Source organism: Methylocella tundrae (assembly GCF_038024855.1).
Lineage (GTDB): Bacteria > Pseudomonadota > Alphaproteobacteria > Rhizobiales > Beijerinckiaceae > Methylocapsa > Methylocapsa tundrae.
Map to the genome: position 1 here is coordinate 2,986,365 of NZ_CP139089.1, position 20,051 is coordinate 3,006,415.

The window sequence follows — 20,051 nt, forward strand, 5'->3', positions numbered from 1 at the left end:
CGGTGATTGAATGTGCCTCATAAAAAGCCGCGCCCGGATAGGCGCGGCGTTGGGCGGTCAGCCCTTCGGCGGATTGGGATCGTGCCCGTGGCTGTCGCTCTGGCCGATGCGGCCATCCTTGTTATGGATGCGCAGTTCTGTTTCCTGATTGCGGCTCACCTGCCTGCCGTAATCGATCGCGTCCTGCTTCCTATCGAAGTGTCCCGAGGCGCGCTCACCGCCGCCACGCTTAACATCCCACCCACCATCATGGTTCGGCACCACATGATGGGTGTCAGGTCCACGCTTGTCCGCCATATCTTGATCCTTCTCAGGGTTATAAAATAAAAAGTATCGCTACTCCGAACTTAATATGGGAGGTGAAATGCGCGTTGTCAAGGACCACATATATCGCTACTCTGAACAGAGGTGATTTGGAATATGGAGTGCATGACGTGTCGACGCCGCTAGGCGACAAGATCCGAGATCTGCGAAAGGCGAAGGGCTACACCCTCGACAAACTCGCTGAACTCGCTGAATCGAGTAAAAGTTACATTTGGGAGCTGGAGAACAAGAATCCGCCGCGCCCCTCGGCCGACAAAGTTGCCAAGATCGCGGCGGTCCTCGGTGTCACGGCTGATTACCTTATCGACACAACCGAGAAGGTTGGCGTCGAAGACGCCACAGATAACGCCTTTTTCCGCAAATACAGGAAAATGGACGCGGCCACCAAAGACAAGATTCGACGCATGGCTGACCTATTGGGCGACGACGAATGACGCGCGCGCCGTCACCCGAGCGCTGGGCTTTCGAGATCACTCATCTCCTGAACGCTGTGTTCGGGGCGGATCGTTTTCCGATCGATATCCCGGCGGTGGCCCGTGAATACACTGCGCAGCGGTTTCCAGATGACCCGATTGTCAGTGTCCAGGGTGACAATCTACCGGGTTTCGATGGCGCGCTATTCAAAGCGCCGGTTGGCCGCAAGGGCTGGGGAATCATCTACAACAACCGGATCAGTTCGAAAGGCCGGATCAATTTCACCCTGGCCCACGAATTCGGCCACTTCCTTCTGCACCGGGCGGCGTACCCGAACGGCTTCCGCTGCGGTGAACAGGATGTGGTTCGCTGGGATTCCGAATATGGACAGGTAGAGCACCAAGCCAACGTGTTCGCTGCCAACTTCCTGATGCCGCTCGATGACTTCCGCCGCCAGGTCCCAGAGAGGGACAAGGTCGATCTCGACATGATTGCCCATTGCGCGGATCGGTATCGTGTTTCCCTCATTGCTGCGACATTGCGCTGGCTCAGTTATACACAAAAGAGAGCGGTCCTCGTCGTATCCCGCGATGGTTTCATTCTTTGGGCCCGTTCGAGTCCATCAGCGTTGAAAACCGGGGCGTTCTTCCGCACGTCCGCGGGACCGATCGAGATTCCGGCAACATCGCTTCCCGTCAAACAGGATCTGCTCATTGATGGCAGGGCAACCATCGATCATGGGACCGGTGTCTGGTTCCGAGAACCGGTGCGGGAGATGACGGTGTTCGCCGAGCAGTACGATTTCGCGATCTCGCTGCTTCTGCTCGATGACGCACGGCCGTTCACTTCGTTTGAATCTGAAGATGAACCCGATGTCTTCGACAAGATGATGCCCCAGACTGACCGCCGCGAATGGTGACGCAATAATTGGAGACAGACGACAGAAGCCACCCACCGGTCTTGGCCAATTGGGGTTCATTCTGCGTCTCCGCGAGACCGAGCGAACTCCTCCCCCTCCTCAGGAATCTCCTGGCGCAACTTCGGCCCCTCATTAAGCCGGCGGCCAAGCGCCGCGACGAAATTGTCGTACCGCGCTCCGGCCTTGGCTCGCGCGGCCTGGGCGGCGGGCTCAGGCAGCGGCGGCGTGGTGGTGAGCCAGAAGCGGATAAACAGCGCCAGGGTCTCGACGGCGATGCCAACATCGCGTTCGAGGCGCGCCAGACGCCGGTCCTGCTGGTCGAGCCGCTTGGCGATGGCAGCCTCGCGCCGCTCATCGGCATCAGGCGACAGGAAGGAGGCGATGGCGGCTTCCGCGATCAGCGACATCGATTGCTCGCGCCGGGCAGCATAGGCGGACAGCCGCTTCATGACATCAGGATCGAGATAAACCGAGACGGCCGATTTTTTCTTCGATGTGCTCATCGTCGTCTCACAGCTCCATATCGTCGCCGGGGTCGAGCGAGACCTGCCGCGCGACGCCCTGCATGAGGCGGTTCATACGGCTGTTGCGAACAGCGTCGTCGTCCGCGTCATCGCCAGGATCGGGTGCGAATTCGTTGTCGATCGGCTCCTTCTTTTCGATCGGCTTCGCCCGGCTAAGTTCCGGCTGCCGACGGCGCTCGGAGTCCGTTGGATCGTCATCCTCCGCCTGTTCGGCCGGGGACAGTTCGGCGATCTGGGGACTCGCTGGAATCGGTCGGGTGCTCCAGTCGTCTGTCCGCGCGGTCGTGGGCCTGGTCAGCGCCGGCGGCTGCAATACCCGCTCCTGGAACCGCTCATCCTCGTAGTAGCGCGCCTTCTTCGCCCGGATCGGCGGAGTGCCCGCGACCATGACGATTTCGTCCGCGGGCGGGAGCTGCATGATCTCGCCGGGGGTGAGCAGCGGCCGGGCGGTCTCGGATCGCGAAACCATCAGATGGCCGAGCCAGGGCGAGAGCCGGTGCCCGGCATAGTTCTTCATCGCCTTCATCTCCGTCGCCGTGCCGAGTGCATCGGACACGCGCTTGGCGGTGCGCTCATCATTGGTCGCGAAACTGACGCGCACATGGCAATTGTCGAGGATCGAGTTGTTCGGGCCATAGGCCTTCTCGATCTGGTTCAGGGACTGGGCGATCAGGAAGGCCTTCAGCCCATAGCCGGCCATGAAGGCGAGAGCGCTCTCGAAGAAATCCAATCTCCCGAGCGCCGGAAATTCGTCCAGCATCAGGAGCAGCCGATGGCGCCCGCCCCTCGCCTGCAGGTCCTCGGTCAGGCGCCGGCCGATCTGGTTGAGGATCAGGCGGATCAGCGGCTTGGTCCGATTGATGTCGGAGGGTGGAACCACGAGGTAGAGCGTCGCCGGCTGCTTACCGCCAACGATATCGCCGATGCGCCAGTCGCACCGCCGGGTGACTTCCGCCACCACGGGATCACGATAGAGTCCGAGGAACGACATGGCGGTCGAAAGAACCCCAGATCGCTCGTTATCGGATTTGTTCAGCAGTTCGCGGGCGGCGCTGGCGACAACGGGATGAACGCCGGCCTCGCCCAAATGCGCCGTCTTCATCATGGCGGCGAGCGTCGACTCGATCGGCCGCTTCGGATCGGAGAGGAAGGCGGCGACGCCGGCGAGCGTCTTGTCCGCCTCGGCATAGAGAACATGGAGGATGGCACCGACCAGCAGCGCGTGACTGGTCTTCTCCCAATGATTTCGCTTGTCCAAACTTCCTTCAGGATCGACCAGAATGTCGGCGATGTTCTGGACGTCGCGAACCTCCCATTCGCCGCGGCGGACCTCCAGCAGCGGATTGTAGGCGGATGATTTCGGATTGGTCGGATCGAACAACAGCACGCGGCCGTGTTGCGCACGGAAGCCGGCGGTGAGCTGCCAATTCTCCCCTTTGATGTCATGCACGATGGCCGAACCCGGCCAAGTCAGCAGTGACGGCACGACGAGGCCGACGCCCTTGCCACTCCGCGTCGGGGCGAAGCACAACACATGCTCCGGGCCGTCATGGCGCAGATAGTCGCGCTCGAGCCGGCCGAGCACCACGCCGTCGGGGCCGAGCAGGCCGGCGGCCTTGACCTCCTGTGACTGCGCCCAGCGCGCCGATCCGTAGGTCTCGACATTGTTCGCCTCGCGCGCCCGCCAGACCGACATGCCGATCGCCACGACGACGGAGATCAGACCGCCAGAGGCAGCGATGTAACTGCCTTCGATGAAAATATCCGGGGCATAGGCGTCGTAGCCGTACCACCAGGCAAAGAAAGCAGGCGGCAGATAGATTGGAAAATGGAAGATCTCGAACCAGGGATGCCCAAGCTGGGGCTGGAAGCCGAGACGCCAGGCCGTCCATTCGGTCGCAGTCCAGATCGTGATGAGCACGATCAGCAAGACGGTGATGACCTGGCCCCAGAGGATTTTGGTGGCGGACATGACAGGGCCCTTTCGGGATAGACGTGAAGGATCGGGGCGGGTCACAGGCCGAGCCCCCGCTTGCGGCCAAAGCTCCAGTCGATGCCGCCGTCGTCGCGAGCGACACCGGAGACGTGACGGCCTAGCTGTTTTTCGAGCGAGGGCGACCAGGGCACGAGTTGGAAGCCCATCCCGTCGTCGATCATGGCGAAGCGGCCAGATGCGAGCGTCATGCGTCGCTGGTAGGTGCCGGCGACATACTCGCCCGAGGCGGACGGGTTGAACGGACGCCCGGTCTCGATCGCAAGCTTCTCGCCGAGCGCCGCCACCTCACGGTCGCGCAACGTCGAAATGAGATTGCGCGCGAAGGTGACGCCACGGGCATGACGCTCGGCGAGACCCTGGCGAACGAGTTCTTCGCCGCGTCGATCCATCGCATCGCGCACCTCGGCGCCGAAGCCGCCCTGGCCGAGCGCTGCCGGTTCCCATGCGATCGCCTGCCGGTCGAGCCAGGTGGCGCCCGTCGCCGTGATCTGGGCGGTGATGTCGAGATCGGACCGGACGGCGAGCGCCACGCGCCGGCGCCCCTGTGCGTCGTCGAATTTGCGCAGTTCGACGATCGAACCCATCGCGCTGTCGGCGGCGGCCTTGAGATCGGGCAAGTTTATATGATGGGTGCGGCCGTCGACACCGTCGACCACGGCATAGGCCGTACCCTTCAGTTCATCGTTGAGGCCGCGATCGACCAGCCTACCGATGACGGGGTCGTCGAGGCTCTCACCGGCAAGCACGTAGCTGGCCGCGCCACGCTCGATGCCGCGTTCCGTCAAGGCGCGGTGCATGCGCTTGATGATGTCGCCGCGTTCGCCAAGTTCGCGCAGCGTCGTCTCGGCTGCCTCGTCCATCGCCCATTGGCCTGGCCCGAGCTGATGCGCGAGACCGAGCGATTCCAGCCGACGCAGCCGCCCAACCTTCAACGTGTGGAACTCATCCGGTTGTCGATCGCCACCAGGCGCCAGATCGATGACGCCGTGACGGTCGGCGTCGCGGACGAGCTGACGATCGAGCTGGGTCCAGCGTTCCTGCTCGACCTGATGTTCGAGCGCGAGACGGATGTCGAGATCGGTGCGTTGCCCCAGCTCCTGCGTGACCAGATCCTGGGCACGGGCCCGCATCCCTTCCTTGATATAATCGCGCGCGATGACGAGGTCCTGGCGGTCCTCGGAGACGCCGCGGACGATGAGGTGGACGTGCGGATGCTGGGTATTCCAGTGACCGACGGCCACCCAGTCGAGTTTCGTCCCGAGGTCCTTCTCCATCTGCCCGGCGAGCTCGCGGGTGTAGCCCTTGAGATCGGTGAGTTCGGCGGCATCCTCGGGCGAGACGATGAAGCGGAAATGATGCCGGTCGTCCTGGCATCGCTCAGTGAATTCTTTGGGATCGACCTCCTCGGTCTCCGGACCGAACAGGCGGGCCTTCTCCCCGTCCCTTGTGACGCCCTCGCGGCGGAGATAACCGAGATGGGTGGCGAGCGGCGCCGAGCGCGCCGTGTGCCGGACGACGCGAGCCTTGATCGTCACCAGTCGCGAGCGGCCGGTCAGCAGGCGGTTGGCCTGCACGCTGGCGACCCGGCCGCGCCCGAATGTCGAGCGCGTCCCGCCTCTGAGCATGCCCTGTCGCGAGATGCCGCCGCCGGCCCGCTGGGCGGCGGCGAGCGCCTGGGCGACGAATGGTTTGGCTCGCTGCGCACGCGAGGAGCGGATGCGGCCAGGCCGGGCCTGGAAATCGTCGTCACGCGCCATCGCCGCCTCCGGCAATGTTCACAAATCGCAGGACAAACAGGACCTTGAAGCAAACGCGCACATTGCGCCGAAGGCGCGCACCTTGCCGGAACGGCGGAAAAACCCAAGAAAAACAACCGCCCAACCGAGCCGCACAGTGCGGCCTTTTATCTGGCCCTCGGTCGGTTGGTTTCTGTGCTCCTCCCTTGCCCGCCCTTCCTTCTTCCCGGAAGAACACTGTGCCGCGCCTGCCTACGAAATCGCACTCGAGGGCAGTGATGCAGCCCCCAGGGACGTCGGAAGCCGCCAAGCCGATGGGGAAAGGGCGAGCTGACCGAGGCGACGTAGCGGCATGACGGTGGGAGAGCAGTGCAATCACGGTTTCGGCCCCGCTTGCGAAACGTGGACGAACAGGCCGTCGGACTGTGGCGCGATTGCTGACACATCGCGCACCGCCAACGCAGCCGGACTGTTGCTTGGCGGCGTTTTGGACGTTGCTGGATCGATCGGCTCAGCGCTTGCCGACCGCACGATGAAGAGCGGCGCCTGTGTCCAGGACGACGGATCGGAGGCCGCCATAAGGACAGGCCCATCGGTCGCGCCGTCCCCGACAAAAGGGACAAGTGCAGCCACGTAAGCGACGGTCTCCGGCGGCAGCGGACGATGCCGATCGCGATAGTCTTCGTATCGCCCGGGCCCGGCATTGTACGCCGCAAGGAATCCGGGCGATCCGTAGCGGTCGTGCATCTCGCGCAGGAAAGCCGCGCCTGCCAGGATGTTGTCGTGTGGATCGAACGCGTCGCGCCCGAGGCCGTAGCGAGCGCGCAGCGCAGCCCAGGTCTCGGGCATGAGTTGCATCAACCCCATCGCACCTTTGGGTGAGATGGCACGGCGGTCGCCACGGCTCTCGATCCGCATGATCGCTCGAATCCATGCCGCTGGAATACCGAAGCGTTGCGCGGCTTCGGCAATGAGAGCGGCGTAGGAGTCGCGCGAAGCCTGCAGCGCGATGGGAGCCGCCTGGGCGTGGACGGCGACGGCGGGCATGCCGAGCGCCGTTACGCTGGCGAGCAGAAGAAGCGCGCGCCGCATGCGGTCAGCTCCCATCGCCGCGCTTCGGCGGACGGTTCCAGTTCAGCACCCAGGCGGACTTGTCTTCGCCCGACTGAAAGAGGTTGGCGCGGATCGGCTGCGCGAGTGCGGGATCGTCGATGACGAGTGAGACGTACTCGCCGGCCTTCTCGCCGGTGCGCTTCCAGCCCGCGCCGATCTCCGGACCGTCGCCGTCGCCGAGATGGATGCGATAGTCGGGCGCATTCTCGGCATCGGAGGATTCGGCCGGAACGAGGGAAAGGTCTCGGTAGAAGAAGAGCGTCTGGATGCGCCCGGTGAAGCCGGACTTGTCGCGGGTGAACTGACCAATCTGCGCCATGGGAAACCTCCGTTGTTGGCGGGTTGAGAAGCGTGTCACTCGGTGCGGGCGCGCCACACGAAGCGGCCGTCACCGGCCTCGTCGGTCCACAAGGGGACCGCGCGGGCGACAATCGCGGTGGTTGGAAGCGCGCCGAAATAGCGCCCGTCCAGGCTGTCCGGGACGGTCGGGTTCATGAGGAAGACTTCGCTGGGGCCGAGCGTGTGGCAGCCGCTCCAGCGCGGAAGCGGGCGGCCGAGGTGATCGCGTTCACGCGCCGCGCCGACGGGGACGCGATCGACGGTGATGGCGTCGCCTGCGCGGCACACGGTCTGTCCAGGCAGCGCCATCACATGCTTCAGCAGCGGCACGCCCTTGGGCAAGAAGCCGCCATCGGCGAGGTAGCTGGCGATCGGTTCGGGCGCACGCACGGCGACCAGTTCGAGCGCGTGGAGCTGACCGGCCGGGCGGAGCGCATAGAGCCCGGTCGGTGTGCTCGCCGTGGCGTTCCAGACCAGGCGCGGCGCCGGATGGACGAAAGCCAAGCCGATGAAGACGAGCATGGCGAAGTACGTCATCATGACGTAGCCGAAGCGGGTCATAGCGTGACGCTCCTGCGCTTGAGCCAGGCGGCGTGCTGATCGCGCGTGTAGGGGCGCGGCTCATGGCCGGCGGCGAGACGGTTGTGGAGGTGGCGCCAGTATTCCGGCGCGGCGTCGGCTGGATCGATGTCGAGCGCCTCGACGGCGTCGATCGCCTGCAGCACGCGCTCGACCTTCGGCCAGCTATCGACCCGCAGCAGAATCTCGCCGCCGGGGCGAACGAAGGGCAGCGTCTGGAAGCGTGCGCCAGGCTCGACCGCGCGCACGATATCCATGCGCGAGACGACGGTGCCGAAGTCGTTCGACGCCCAGCGCACGAACGCAAAGATGCTGCCTGGCTTGAAGCTCGAGATGCTGCGGCGGCGATCGAGGATCTTCTCCTCGGCGCGCCGGCCGAAGCGTAGCCAGTGCTCGATCTTCTTCTCGATCCAGGTCAGCTCGACATGGGTGAGTGCGACGGTGCGCCGATGCGATGGCGGCACGACACGCGGCGGCGACGGCTCGTTGTCGTTCATGAGCTCTCTCCGGGATCGGCAGGGAATTCGCGCGCCAGGAGGTCGCGCAGCATGTCGGCGACGGTGATCCCGCGCCGGAAAGCGGTGACCTTGATGCGGCCGCGCAGCGCCGGCGTGACGTCGATCGTCAGGCGCGCGGTGAAAGCGGATGGCTCGTCGCTGCGGCGGCTTGAGGCGTCGGGCGCCTTGATCCAGCTCTCGGCGCCGCCGGGCCGGGCGGCGAAGCCGCGTCGGGTGGCGCGCTCGCTCATGGCGCGATCCTTGCGACTTCAACGGCGAGCGCTGCGATCTCGCGGGCCGCAGCGCTCTGCTCGGCAAGTTCGAAGACAAGCCGGCCGGACTGTGCGGCGTCGGCGAAGATGACGCGCTGGCCAATGGTGCTGGAGAGCACCGGCGGATCGTGATCGGCGAGCGTTTCCGCTGTTTCCCGTGCGATCACCGTGCGCGCGCCGCAGCGGTTCAACACGAAGCGCGCGGCGAGCTGCGGGCGATAGATGCGGGCCTCGCGGAGCAGGCCGAGCATCTCAGCGGAGGCCCAGCCGTCGAACGGCGACGGCTGCACGGGGATCAGCACGAGATCGGCAGCGAGCAGCGCCGAGCGCATCAGGCCAGCGATCCGTGGCGGCCCGTCGATGACGACATGATCTGCGGTGCGCGCGATCTCCGGCGCCTCACGGTGGAGTGTGTCACGCGCGAGGCCAACGACGCCGAACAGCCGTGAGACGTTTTCTCGCGCCCGCTGCTGCGACCAATCGAGCGCCGAGCCCTGCGGGTCCGCATCGATCAGGGTGACGCGCTTGCCATGCAGCGCCAGCTCGCCGGCGAGGTGCAGCGCGAGCGTCGTCTTGCCGACGCCGCCTTTCTGGTTGAGCAGGGCGACGATCATCTCTTCCCTCCCGGCTTGCGGTCGAAGGGCAGCGACGACTGTTGCGCTGATCGGTCAGAGGTTTGCGAAGGCGGGACTTGGTTATCCGCAGATCGCGCACGCCAACTACAAGAGTTAGATTCTGAGTTAGACTCTAAGTTAAGGCCCTGAATCGCCGTTTCCGGCCAAAGCGTTAACTGCGGTTCATGCGTGCGAAGTCCCGATAGGGCTGCGTGCGAAATCCCGATACCGTTTGCGTGCGAAGTCCCGAGCGTTTCCACAGCGCCATCCACAGGGATTGTGGATAAGTGCGCCGGCAGAATGCGTAGCAGCTCGCGGCGGCCCTGCCACTCGATGCGCAAGCGATAGCCGGGCAGCGGCTGGCGCGCGGCGATGCGCCGGATCTGGAGCGCGAAATCCGAGACGCGCACCAAGCTGCCGGACTTCTCGTGGAGATGGGCGATCTCGAATAGCCAACCCTTCGGCTGGCGGCCGGCATGCTTGCGGGCGACGCGGTAAAGCCAGCGCTCGATGCCGCCCGTCAGACGGAAGTAGGCGGGGTCGATGGCCAGGACGAGCGAGCGGTCGATGACGCCGCGGTAGAACCAGTCGGGAAGCACGAACTCCATGCCCTCGACGTGGCCGTCGCGCGTCGTGCATTCCTCCCACTCGTTGATCCAGGAGAACTGGTGACGGCGCCAATGTTCGCCGTTGCGGATGGTGGTGCGGATGACGGTCGATTGCAGGCGGGCGAGCGCGCCCTTCAGGAGCTTGTAATCGCGTGCGCCTGTCTGCCGACCGATCGCGGTCAGGAGCTGGTAGGGCGTGAAGCGAAGGAAACGCGAGGTCTTAAAGCCGAGGTTCTCGGCCTCGACGATCTGGCTCGCCGCCCAGATCAAAACGTCTGCGTCCCAAATTGTCGCCATGCCGTGCTCGGGCACCGCGTAGACCTCGACGCGCACGCCGGCTGCCTCGTAATGAATCGGAGCGGTGCGCCTGGACTTCGCGAGGGAGAAGAACGGCCGCTCCATCAGGTCGCGCTGGTCGCGCGGACTTGCGTCGCCGGTGGCGACGATGAACGGATCGAGCTTGCTCCGTTCGCTGGCTGTGATGAGGCGGCGCGATGACATCGACGAGCCCGCTTCAGCGATGCGCGTGGCCGGCGGCGCGGGCCTCGACGTATCGGGGATCGGACGTCGAGCTGCACGCGGCCTGGTCGGCCCAGGCCTCGAGGTCGTCGATCGCGTAGACGACGCGCCCGCCAAGCTTGCGAAAGGTCGGGCCGCTGCCGTGGCAGCGGTATTTCTCCAGCGTCCGCGGTGAGATGCCGAGCATGCGCGCCGCTTCATGGGTGCGGACGTAACGCGTGGCGAGCTGCGCGGACCTGTCGAGCATGGGGAGCCTCCGTCTTGCCTCGAAGCGCCGCGGCCAAGTCGCGGCGTGTCGGGGTCACGGTGGCGGAGAGTTCAGGCGTTGGGGGTGGACAAAGATTTTCGAGGGGGTGTGTCCCCCCGGCGGTCGCGCCGCTGCGCTTGGGAGCGCAGCGCGCGGCGTGTGTAGCGCGAGCGGGCGTAGGACTGAGGTGTGTTCCGGAGGGATCGGTGCGTGTGTCAGCCGCCGCGCAGAAGTTTGAGGTAGCCGCGCTCGACCAGCGCAATCGAGTCGTGAATGAGACGGTTGGCGGTGCGGCGTGCGTGTGAATCCTTCCACTCGACTGATGGAAATCGTGCGTGTTCGGAGCGGAGGATTATTTCGGCGACGTCGCGGGGGCCACCCCCAAGTTCGTGGACGTCGAAGGCGTGCAGAAGCTGGACGAGCCGGCGCTTCTGCTGAGGCGTCAAGCGAAGGGCGGCAGGAAGAAGTTTGACGCGCTGGCCACGAAGACGGCGCACGAAGCGCAGTGCGACATCAAGCCGGAGTTCAAATGAGATGTCGGGCGGCAGTAGAATGGCAGGCCGCGTGCTGATCTGATCGCCGGGCAAACGAACGTGGAGTTCGCCGGAGCCGTCGATGACAACAAGCTCACGGCCGTCATCGTCTACGTCATCGGCGACGACTGACCCTAGCTGCGCGGGATCGAGCGACGTGAGTTGGTCGAACCCGCCCGGCGCTGTTTCGAGGATCAGCGTACCGGGCGATAGTTCGGGCAGCCAGGTAACCGGGGCGGGCCCAACGGGGAGGCTTGGGTCATGGGCGAAAACGCAACCCCCATCGCCGAGCGAGACCGACACGGGCGGTTTCGGCATCGACGGAGGCGCGCGCGATCTGGCGCTGTGTGCGGACGAAGTCGCGGCGGTAATCATGGTTGCGGCGCAGGAATTCGACGGCGAAGCCTGGGCGTTCGAGGCGGTTCAGGCGATCAATCGTCTCCGGCGAGCGCCAATACTCCGTGGGCATGGCGTTTCCTCTCGTTTTGTCCCTCCCGGGGGCTTCCACGATCCGGAAAACTCGTCGGCAAAAGTAGTCCTTAAGGTTGCATCGCGCGTGGCTGCGAGCGGTGCCAGTCGGGCATCTGTTTACTGCATCCTCGGCTCGAGCAGGTGCCGAAAACCCGTCTCGGTCATCCAGCGGGCCCGCGCCAGATGGCTGTCGTGAACCGTTTTGGCACGCGCCGGATCCCGCGCGGGATCGAGGCCGAAGATCACCCGGACGACCTCGCGCCAGTCAGCGCCTTCTTCCTCGGCCATCAGCAACCGAAGATAGATCGCCAGATGTTGCTCGTCATAGGCGTTCACGCGCTCGGTGTGCGGCGGCCGGTCCTGAAATGACGCTTCAGTCATTGCGATCTACCCCCAAGAGATCAAAGCAATGTGTTAGCCATTCATTTACCGCGAATTTTTGCAAGATTTGCGCCGCGCGACACTTATTCCGCGATGCTTGGGGCGCATCACGTTGCTCGGGAAAATGGCGAACTGGGGCCTCCCCAGCTTCGATGAATAGCACGGGCGTGTACGAATCGGAACTATCATTCCTGGAACGATAGTTCCTATATCGGCTCCATCATCGCCATGGATCTCAAGGAGGTCATGGCGGTCAATCTGCGTCGGTTGCGTCATGCGAAAAAGATGACGCAAGAGGAATTGGCCGAGAGGGCCGGGTTGAGCGCCCGGTACGTCGGAGGGATCGAACGCGCCGACGTTTCGGCCAGCGTCACCGTGCTCGGCCGGATCGCAGAGGCGCTTGAGGTGGAAGCGGCCGAACTCGTGCGTGCCGCGCCTTCGAAGTCTCGGAAAAGGGCGCCAGTCGAGCCTCAGGTCTCATGACCAGGGCGGTTCATCTCTCGGATCGGGCATTTGCCCTGGAGAATTAGGCGATGCCCCGCCCGGACCAGCCGGACGGGGCATTGGAGGCGTGGTCAGTCGCTCCGACGACCGTTGGGGCGGGACCAGATCAGGCTGTAGCCCTCGCCCTCTTCGTCGTCGAACAGGTTGGCGAAGATGGGGGCGGTGAAGCTCGGATCGTCGAGCTTGAGGCCCAGATAGTCGCGGCCCTCGTTGGAGCGCTTGGCCCAGGCGGCGCCGATTTCGACCCGGCCGACATAGACGCGGTGGCTGGGGCTGTTGTCGCTGGAGCGGTTGGTTTCGGGGACGATCCGGACGTTCTTGGCCTGGACCGAGAGGGTGACGATTTCGCCGGTGAATTCGTTCGAGCCGGTCTTCTTGAAGGTGCCGATGGTGGCCATGGTAGTTCTCCTTGATCTCTGTTTCCGAGCCCGCACCGTTGCGGCCTCGATGGTGATCGAAGGGCCGGAGGTGATCGACGGCGCACCCCGAAGGGGCTCGACAGCAAAGGAGGGGCTTTCTTGTCTCGCGAGGAATGACGGCGCAGCCGGCAGGGGAAGAAAGTTTTGACGCCGCTGTTGCGCCATAGGCGGTCGAGGCTTTAGCCGGCCTTCGGCCAGATCAATCCATCGAAGAGGACGTTCGGTGCGCTCGGCCTGACAGAGCAGACATCAAGGGGAACGTGGCGACTTTCGAGTCACCACAGAGGCTGGCCAGTAAATTCGACGGTAGTATGGACCCTGTCCCCTCCACCAACGGGTCTCCTACCTCGGAACCAAGCTCCGGCTGCGCGCACCGTCACGCGCTTCGTTGGCCGTATGCATGAGACCTCGCCACCTCGGCCAAGCGCCTCAACGACCCGCCACGACTCCCAGTACTCTGCGATGATCCGATGAGCGTCGACGCCGGACCGCCCTCACTCCGCGTTCGACGACGAGGACGACGGACATAGCGAATGCCTGATCCAGCCCCGCGCCGTCGACATGACGGTGTCAGCCCCGCGCCAAGCCCTGTCCGGCTGGTCCGGGCGCGGCCATTCCGGTGAAGCGGACGAACGCGGTGACGCTGACGGCGATCGCGCCGATGACGGCGAAGATGGTCTGCCAGGTGGGCGATGGCATCGCCAACTGGGCGATGCCATGCGTGGCGCTGTAACCGGCGACGGTCGCGGGCGCGACATAGAGCAGAATGATCAAGAGGCGAAGCCACGCCCATGGCACGAAGGCGAGCGCGAGCTGGCCGACGCCGAAGGTCACGCCGCCCGCCACGAAGCCCACGGTGATTCCACCGAGCGCACCGGCCCCGGTGTGGAGGGCCCATAGGCCGATCGTCAGACCGACGAAGAACGGCAGCGCGAAGACAGCAAGGGTGAACAGCAGCCAGCAGAAGAAGCCGATGCCGACGATGACAAGCAGAGGCCCAAAGATAACCATGGCGGTGTACTCCGTGAGATAAAGGTCTGACGGTCGCGCCTTCCACCACCACCACAGCGCACCATGAAATACAGCCTAATCTGCGCTCGGACGGGAGAGCAAATCGCCCGGCGGAAGTCGGGAACGGAATCGATCTCGTGAGCAAGTTGGCGCTATTCTGGGTGTTGGAGCGGAGGGAGCGATGGATGGGAAGCTACTGCGAGATCTATTTCGACAAGACCGAAGTGTGTGGCGCAAAATCCGCGGTCCCCGATCATTTCTGCGCACTGTTCCAGGAAAGCGATCGGGTGGTCAGACCATCTGACGACGAAGATGACGAAAGCCCTGACGTCGTCTACGAGGCATGCCGAGCGGTCGTCTTGTCGCGCCTGGATCTCTTAGGTTGCACGGCCAACGTGGCGCGCGAGCGGTTGATGGCTTGGCTCGCAGCGACGCGCGAGACCTGGGAGGAATATCGATCCGACGGCGCTTGGGCGGAAGAAACAGCCGTCGCGCTCCGCTCGTTCTCCGTCGACGAATGGTATCGCCGGGCACCTGAGGTGCTCGCGACGCTCTACAGCCGCGAGGATGCGACGGACGAGGTCGATCGGCATATGCGCGATCGAAACGGCGATGGCTGGCTTTGGTTCGATGGCTACGGCTCGCTGATGAGTCTGCGGGCGCTGCTCGATGCCTGTGCCGATGTGCGGTCCGTGACGCTCGACATCACCGCGTTGATTGGCGGCGGCTGGATCGAGCCGGACGCCAGAGTCTGCGAGGACAGGCGGGCGTCGGCTCCGCTCGACCCTCGTCCGCTCGCGACGACGGTCATTCTCGCTGAGGGGAGTTCGGATATTCGGATATTGCAGCGCTCGCTCGTGGCGCTATTCCCCGAGCGGGCAGACTACTTCTCGTTCTTCAACCACGCGGAGCTGAGCGTGGATGGTGGTGCTGCCTATCTCGTGAAGTTCCTAAAGGCATTCGCGGCGGCGCGAGCGCCGCTGCGCTTGGTCGCGGTTTTCGACAACGATACGGCGGGGCGGCAAGCGCGCAAGCAAGCCGGCGCCTTGGGGCTGCCGGACAACATGATAGTGGTTGCACTGCCGGACACAGAACTTGCGCGTCGATATCCGACGATCGGCCCTCAGGGTGAGCACGTCGTCGACGTCAACGGCAAAGCAGCGAGTATCGAGCTGTACCTAGGCCAGGTGGCCCTGACGAAAGACAGCGTGCTGCGACGAGTTCGCTGGAGCGGCTACAATGCCGCTGCCGACGCCTATCAGGGCGAGGTCGAAGGAAAGGCCGAGGTAGAGGCTGCATTCCTTCGCGCCGTGGCGAACTGCTCGGACCCGGTCGAGGCGCGGAAGGCGTATCCCGAGCTGGCTGAAGTGTGGACCGCGATCTTTTACGCGGTCGAGAAGGCGGCCGAGGCGGCAGAACGGAAGCTACACGACCGCGTCGCCGACGTGGAGTGATGGAAGACGGCGGCGCTCACGCGCCGCCGAACTTCCAGACCGGGATGCCGAGCTTCTTCGCCTTGTCGGCGAGGTTGTCCTGGATGCCGGTGCCCGGGAAGTGCAGGACGCCGATCGGCAGGGTCTCCACCATCGCATCGTTGCGCTTGAACGGCGCGGCCTTGGCGTGCTTCGTCCAGTCTGGTTTGAAGGCGATCTGCGGGACCTTGCGGTTGTCGGCCCATTTGGCGGCGATCAGCTCCGCGCCCTTGGGCGATCCGCCGTGCAGCAGCACCATGTCGGGGTGCTTGGCGTGAACCTGATCGAGCTTGGCCCAGATCAGCCGGTGATCGTTGAAATCGAGCCCGCCGGTGAGCGCCACCTTCGGCCCTGCGGGCAGGAGCACCTGGTTGTCGGCGCGCTTCTTGGCGCTGAGGAAATCGCGGCTGTCGATCATCGCGGAGGTCAGATTGCGGTGATTGACCTTCGACCCGTTGCGCGGCCGCCAGGCTGAATGGGTGTGGTGCTCGAACTGGTCGGCGGCCTGGTCGCGCATCAGCTCGAAGGCGTTGCGGCGCTCGATCAGCGTCTGGCCTTCCGCTGTCAATCGTTCCAGCTCGACGGATTTGACCTCGCTGCCATCCTGTTGCCGTTGCGAGCGCTGCTGGGCCAACTCGTTGTCGTCGAGTTCGCGCTCGATCCGGTCGATGGCGCGGTGGAAGACGTTCACCGTCGACCAGAGCAGGTCCTCAAGGTCGGGCTCGAGGCGCGTGTCTGAAAGCGCCACCACGAGGGCGTCGAAGATGTCGGAGATGCTGCCGGCGAGGATGTTCGCTTCGGGAAGCGGCCTGGGATCGGGCTCGTCGTTGAAGGGACGGTAGCCATAGAGCTGGAGTTCGTGGAGGACCTGATCGGTCGAGGATGAACTGTGGTGCGGCTCGAAATCGTCGTCGTGGTCGGTGGTCATCGCGGCTTTCCTTGTCGGATCGACCGCGCCCATCGCGGCCTTCATGGCGACGAAGGCGGCGGGCGGAACGGACTTGCACCCGCAGCGCAGCGGAGGGCCGAAGCCTTAAGCGGAGGACCGAAGGGGGCCCACTATTTTGTTTCGCGATGTAAAGGCGGCTCAGCCGCCGACGGAAAATAGTCGGCCCACAAGGTTGCTGGTCCGGGCCGCTTGCTGCCCGATCGCCCTCTCAGAAGGCCGTGGGTGCGATCCTCTCCGGCGCTGAGGAAAGAATGGCACCGCCCTACGGTGACGACGCTGGCGAAACGCCTCTCGTCCCATTCCGGCTATGCCGCCAGTTCCATAAAGCGGGCGACGTCCTGCGCCGCGATCTGCACCCGACTGGCCGCTCGAAGCGCGTCGATCCCAAGCAGGCGGAGATCCTCGTTGAAGTCGCCGAGCCGTGGCGAGATCACGATCGCTTCGATTCCGCCCTCCTGCGCCCGGTCGATCAAAGTCGCCATCGCGCCGTCGCCGGCGGGATCGTCGTCGCGGGCGATGTAGAGTCGCCGCAGCGTGTCCGGGAACAGGAGGGCGGAGAGATGCGCAGCCGAGAGGGCTGCGACCATCGGCATGGTCGGCAAGACGCATCGGAGCGACAGGATCGTCTCGATACCCTCGCCGGCCGCCATGACTTCGCCCGCCACGCCAAATCGAACGGCATGACCGAGAAGGTCGCCCATCGCCCGTCTCGGCGTGTCGATCGGCGCCTTGCCGAGCGTCGCCTCGGTGAAGCCGCCGGGATCGAGCCATGTGCGATGCGCGCCGGCCAGATGGCCGGCAAGATCGGTGACGGCAGCTATTATCGCTGGCCAGGTCTCGGTCGGGCTGTGCTCGTCCGGCCGATAGTAACAGCGCGGGTGGAAACGCAGGCTTCCTGTTCCGTGCAAAAACGTAATGCCGCGATTGCGGAGATACGCTTCTACGGGAGTGCGTTCGATCGGCTGCGACATGGTGAACAGTCGCCGTGCCGCCTCTGGCGATCCGGTTGGAGCGCTGGGCGTTCGCGATCGGGACGATCCGGCTCAGGCTCCGGGTGCGGCAGGCTGAGGAACGAACGTGCCTCATCGGCGACGTCCTTGAAGTCGGTCAGGCTGCAGCTTTCCCGGATCACGTCCAGCAGGTCGCCGTGCTCGCCGGTCGCGGCGTCGGTCCATTTGCCGGGCGGCCCTTTCGGCGACTCCTTGAGCCGCACGAACATCGAGCGGCCAGACGTGTTGCGGACGTCGCCCACGAGCCAATAGCCCCCTTCCCGTCGGCCGGACGAGAGGTAATGGCGGCACACGGCCTCGGCTTGCTGGCCAAGGCGTTGTGCGAGATCACGCACGGTATCGGTCATGATGGTCCTCGAAAAGAAAAGGCCCGCCGTCGCCGGCGGGCCTCGTTGCGCAGGGCAGCTACTCGGCTGCGATCATCGGCTCGCCTGTGTCGTCATTCTGGGCGGCCGGCTCGTCCTCGTCCTCCGGCAGTTTTTCGCTGGACTGCTCTGGAGTTTCCTCGGTCGCAGATTCCGGCGCCTGCTCGTCGCCAGTGGCTCGGTCCGGCGTGCGAAGCGGCTCGGGCAGCCAGCCGGTATCGGCCAGGAGCGTTTCCGCCTCGGCTGCCATGTCGCCCTTCTTCAGGTGCTCGATCCGATCGGCAGCCCGCTGGTCTTTCGCCTGAGCCACGGCCTGCAGGATGCGGGCCTTCGTCACCCGGCCGAGGAAGTTGTCCACAGTGGGCTTCCACCCGGCAGCCGCCATGTCGAGGTCGACCGCCTGCGCGATCTTATCGGCATGGGCGAACGCCCGCGGACGCCGGTTCCAGGGCTCGTACACCACATTGACCGAGAGGCTGACGATGTGAGCGAAGAGGCCAGCCTGGCTATCGCCGTCCCATTCCTGCAGCGCGTCCCAGACATCGGCCGACTCCTTCGGTAGCGCCTTCGCCCAGCTTTCATGCCGTGCGCGGATCGCCTCGGCCGAGGCGCTGTCGTTCAGTCCCGGCGCCTGCGCGCCGAAGCTGACGCTCTTCAAGTCGAGTTCGAGGCAGCTATCCGAGCCGTAGTGGTAGAAGGTCTTCAGCGTGAGGACATGCAACGCCGCGATGAAGGCGACGTCCGGCCGCTCGCCGAGCGCGTGACGCAGGCCAAGCGTCCGGTGCGAGGTCAGCTCGGTCATCAGCCGGTCGGAGATGGGCGAAAGGCCCTCATCCTCCTCCCCCTCGGGCTCGGCCGCCACGGCGGGGTTGGCGCCTTCGTAGCTAGCGGCCATAGCGCGCTCGTCCTCACCGTCCGCGGACGGCTCGGGCTCCGGCTCGACCGGCAACTCGTCCTCGGGCCGGACGTACCCGCGCTCAACACGAAGCTGGCCGTCCGGGCCGATGCTGACGAAGGCGCCGGCACGGGCGATGTCGATCGGTTCGAACACGACAGGCCGGTTCTCGAAGCCCTCCAGCGCCGTTTCCAGCTCCGACAGGCGCTCATCCACCTCATCCGGCAGTTCGTCGGCGTCTTGGTATTCCTCGGACAGCCGGTCGAACTCGGCCTGGAGCGCGTCCCGGGTTGCTTCTTCCTCGGCCGTCAGCGCGACGGTCTCGCCACGAAGCTGGCGCAGACCGAAGGCATGGCCGTAAGCGAAATCGGGCGCAACTTCGATCCACTTCCAGCCTTCGGCGGAGACCGCATCCGATTCCGTCTTCAGCTTGTCGGCCACCATCTGGTCGACGAGCGGGACATCCTGCAGCCAACCGCCATCGTCGCCCTGGAACAGGTCGCGCAGGACCGTGCCGCCGGCCGCTACATAGGCGTCGAGGCCGATGAACTGCGCCCGCTTGTCGGAAGCGCGGACCGCGCCCTCGGTCAGCATGCGACGAACGGTGTAGGGCTGCTTGTCGTGGGAGGCCTTCAGGCGCTCGAACACCTGTTCCTGACGCTCGTGGTCGCCGGAGACGGTGAAGGCCATGAGCTGGTCGAGCGTCATGCCGTCCTCGGCATAGACGTCGTGCAGCGTCGGCGACACCGACGCCAGCTTCAGGCGCTGCTTCACCACGTTGACCGAGACGAAGAAGGCGGCAGCGATCTCCTCCTCGGACTGGCCCCTCTCGCGCAATGCCAGGAACGCCCTGAACTGGTCGAGAGGGTGCAATGGCGCGCGCTGGACGTTCTCGGCGAGCGAGTCCTCCTCAGCGATGCCGCTGTCGCGCACTACGCAGGGCACCGGCGCGGTCTTGGCGAGGCGTTTCTGCTTCACGAGCAGTTCCAGCGCCCGGTAGCGCCGACCACCGGCCGGGATCTCGAACATGCCAGTCTCGGCGCCGGCCTGGTCGGTTACGGGCCGGACGCTGAGGCCCTGCAACAGGCCGCGGCGGGCGATGTCCTCGGCCAGCTCCTCCACCGAGACGCCGGCCTTCACGCGCCGGACATTCGACTGGCTGAGCAAGAGCTTGTTGAAGGGGATGTCGCGCGAGGGCGAGAGGGTGATCTTCTGAACGGTAGTCGCCATGGGATGATACTCCGCGACGAGCGCCGGGAGCCTCTCTCTCGGCATCAACTCGTCACGAAGCGCAGCGCCGCCCTCTTCCTCTGAGAGCGGCGCCGCAGAACCGACGATCG

General features: G+C 65.0%; 23 protein-coding genes and 1 pseudogene. 4 read left to right on the top strand and 20 right to left on the bottom strand.

Translation table 11 applies throughout. From position 1 onward, the window contains the following. Positions 1 to 57: 57 nt before the first annotated feature. Positions 58 to 297: a DUF2188 domain-containing protein gene (locus SIN04_RS16015; protein WP_134490789.1), complete on the bottom strand. Its 240-nt coding sequence runs from the start codon at positions 295 to 297 to the stop codon at positions 58 to 60. Between the two features lie 137 nt (positions 298 to 434). On the opposite strand from SIN04_RS16015, the gene SIN04_RS16020 reads away from it, so the two are divergent. Both SIN04_RS16020 and SIN04_RS16025 read left to right on the top strand, forming a co-directional pair. Further along, positions 435 to 758 (top strand): helix-turn-helix domain-containing protein, encoded by a 324-nt coding sequence (locus SIN04_RS16020; protein WP_076401874.1) that lies wholly within the window; start codon positions 435 to 437, stop codon positions 756 to 758. Next, a complete protein-coding gene (locus SIN04_RS16025; RefSeq protein WP_134490791.1) occupies positions 755 to 1,657 on the top strand; it encodes an ImmA/IrrE family metallo-endopeptidase in 903 nt (300 codons plus the stop codon). Before SIN04_RS16020 ends, SIN04_RS16025 begins: the two co-directional genes overlap by 4 nt. Positions 1,658 to 1,713: 56 nt before the next feature. On the opposite strand, the gene SIN04_RS16030 is transcribed toward SIN04_RS16025, so the two are convergent. The 14 genes from SIN04_RS16030 to SIN04_RS16095 all read right to left on the bottom strand — a co-directional run bounded on the left by SIN04_RS16030 (position 1,714) and on the right by SIN04_RS16095 (position 12,086). Next, on the bottom strand, positions 1,714 to 2,160 hold the full coding sequence (locus SIN04_RS16030) for a CopG family ribbon-helix-helix protein (protein WP_134490793.1): 447 nt from the start codon (positions 2,158 to 2,160) through the stop codon (positions 1,714 to 1,716). A 7-nt stretch (positions 2,161 to 2,167) separates the two neighbouring features. Further along, a complete protein-coding gene (locus SIN04_RS16035; RefSeq protein ID WP_341264051.1) occupies positions 2,168 to 4,153 on the bottom strand; it encodes a conjugal transfer protein TraG in 1,986 nt (661 codons plus the stop codon). A 41-nt stretch (positions 4,154 to 4,194) separates the two neighbouring features. Then, positions 4,195 to 5,934, bottom strand: a complete 1,740-nt coding sequence (locus SIN04_RS16040) for a relaxase/mobilization nuclease domain-containing protein (RefSeq protein WP_341264052.1) — start codon at positions 5,932 to 5,934, stop codon at positions 4,195 to 4,197. Positions 5,935 to 6,288: 354 nt separating this feature from the next. After that, positions 6,289 to 7,005 carry a lytic transglycosylase domain-containing protein gene (locus SIN04_RS16045; RefSeq protein ID WP_134490799.1) on the bottom strand — a complete coding sequence of 239 codons (717 nt, stop codon included), beginning with the start codon at positions 7,003 to 7,005 and terminating at the stop codon, positions 6,289 to 6,291. Positions 7,006 to 7,009: 4 nt separating this feature from the next. Then, a complete protein-coding gene (locus SIN04_RS16050; RefSeq protein WP_134490801.1) occupies positions 7,010 to 7,345 on the bottom strand; it encodes a DUF736 domain-containing protein in 336 nt (111 codons plus the stop codon). A gap of 35 nt (positions 7,346 to 7,380) precedes the next feature. Next, the gene (locus SIN04_RS16055) at positions 7,381 to 7,926 is read right to left on the bottom strand and encodes a S26 family signal peptidase (protein ID WP_134490803.1); all 546 of its coding nucleotides are present in this window, start codon (positions 7,924 to 7,926) and stop codon (positions 7,381 to 7,383) included. Then, positions 7,923 to 8,441, bottom strand: a complete 519-nt coding sequence (locus tag SIN04_RS16060) for a DUF2840 domain-containing protein (RefSeq protein ID WP_341264053.1) — start codon at positions 8,439 to 8,441, stop codon at positions 7,923 to 7,925. The genes SIN04_RS16055 and SIN04_RS16060 overlap by 4 nt, the downstream gene beginning before the upstream one ends. Beyond that, a complete protein-coding gene (locus SIN04_RS16065; protein WP_341264054.1) occupies positions 8,438 to 8,692 on the bottom strand; it encodes a hypothetical protein in 255 nt (84 codons plus the stop codon). Before SIN04_RS16065 ends, SIN04_RS16060 begins: the two co-directional genes overlap by 4 nt. Beyond that, entirely contained in the window at positions 8,689 to 9,327 is a 639-nt protein-coding gene (parA, locus tag SIN04_RS16070) for a ParA family partition ATPase (protein WP_134490805.1), read from the bottom strand. The genes SIN04_RS16065 and parA overlap by 4 nt, the downstream gene beginning before the upstream one ends. Further along, positions 9,324 to 10,436, bottom strand: coding sequence for a replication initiator protein A (locus tag SIN04_RS16075; protein ID WP_134490807.1), 1,113 nt, complete (start codon positions 10,434 to 10,436; stop codon positions 9,324 to 9,326). The genes parA and SIN04_RS16075 overlap by 4 nt, the downstream gene beginning before the upstream one ends. 13 nt (positions 10,437 to 10,449) lie before the next feature. After that, complete coding sequence (locus SIN04_RS16080; protein ID WP_134490809.1) at positions 10,450 to 10,701, bottom strand: helix-turn-helix transcriptional regulator; 252 nt, start codon at positions 10,699 to 10,701, stop codon at positions 10,450 to 10,452. 215 nt (positions 10,702 to 10,916) lie between these two features. Next, positions 10,917 to 11,552: a DUF2285 domain-containing protein gene (locus tag SIN04_RS16085; protein ID WP_134490811.1), complete on the bottom strand. Its 636-nt coding sequence runs from the start codon at positions 11,550 to 11,552 to the stop codon at positions 10,917 to 10,919. Further along, positions 11,494 to 11,703 (bottom strand): transcriptional regulator domain-containing protein, encoded by a 210-nt coding sequence (locus tag SIN04_RS16090; protein WP_134490813.1) that lies wholly within the window; start codon positions 11,701 to 11,703, stop codon positions 11,494 to 11,496. The genes SIN04_RS16085 and SIN04_RS16090 overlap by 59 nt, the downstream gene beginning before the upstream one ends. A gap of 119 nt (positions 11,704 to 11,822) precedes the next feature. Next, positions 11,823 to 12,086, bottom strand: coding sequence for a DNA -binding domain-containing protein (locus tag SIN04_RS16095; RefSeq protein ID WP_134490815.1), 264 nt, complete (start codon positions 12,084 to 12,086; stop codon positions 11,823 to 11,825). 228 nt (positions 12,087 to 12,314) lie between these two features. On the opposite strand from SIN04_RS16095, the gene SIN04_RS16100 reads away from it, so the two are divergent. Next, positions 12,315 to 12,569, top strand: coding sequence for a helix-turn-helix domain-containing protein (locus tag SIN04_RS16100; RefSeq protein WP_134490817.1), 255 nt, complete (start codon positions 12,315 to 12,317; stop codon positions 12,567 to 12,569). Positions 12,570 to 12,661: 92 nt separating this feature from the next. Here SIN04_RS16100 and SIN04_RS16105 read toward each other — a convergent pair whose 3' ends face one another. Together SIN04_RS16105 and SIN04_RS16110 are read right to left on the bottom strand one after the other, a co-directional pair. Continuing rightward, on the bottom strand, positions 12,662 to 12,988 hold the full coding sequence (locus tag SIN04_RS16105) for a DUF736 domain-containing protein (protein ID WP_134490819.1): 327 nt from the start codon (positions 12,986 to 12,988) through the stop codon (positions 12,662 to 12,664). Positions 12,989 to 13,579: 591 nt separating this feature from the next. Beyond that, complete coding sequence (locus tag SIN04_RS16110) at positions 13,580 to 14,020, bottom strand: hypothetical protein (protein ID WP_134490821.1); 441 nt, start codon at positions 14,018 to 14,020, stop codon at positions 13,580 to 13,582. Between the two features lie 185 nt (positions 14,021 to 14,205). Between SIN04_RS16110 and SIN04_RS16115 the strand changes: the two genes are divergently transcribed. Then, a complete protein-coding gene (locus SIN04_RS16115; protein WP_166795962.1) occupies positions 14,206 to 15,474 on the top strand; it encodes a HEPN/Toprim-associated domain-containing protein in 1,269 nt (422 codons plus the stop codon). Between the two features lie 16 nt (positions 15,475 to 15,490). Here SIN04_RS16115 and SIN04_RS16120 read toward each other — a convergent pair whose 3' ends face one another. The 3 genes and pseudogenes from SIN04_RS16120 to SIN04_RS16130 form a co-directional block, all read right to left on the bottom strand. Next, positions 15,491 to 16,420: a DUF2493 domain-containing protein gene (locus SIN04_RS16120; protein ID WP_134490823.1), complete on the bottom strand. Its 930-nt coding sequence runs from the start codon at positions 16,418 to 16,420 to the stop codon at positions 15,491 to 15,493. A gap of 326 nt (positions 16,421 to 16,746) precedes the next feature. Further along, positions 16,747 to 17,798, bottom strand: a pseudogene (locus SIN04_RS16125) (DUF7146 domain-containing protein). A gap of 58 nt (positions 17,799 to 17,856) precedes the next feature. Continuing rightward, positions 17,857 to 19,941, bottom strand: a complete 2,085-nt coding sequence (locus SIN04_RS16130; protein WP_166795963.1) for a ParB/RepB/Spo0J family partition protein — start codon at positions 19,939 to 19,941, stop codon at positions 17,857 to 17,859. Between the last annotated feature and the right edge of the window lie 110 nt (positions 19,942 to 20,051).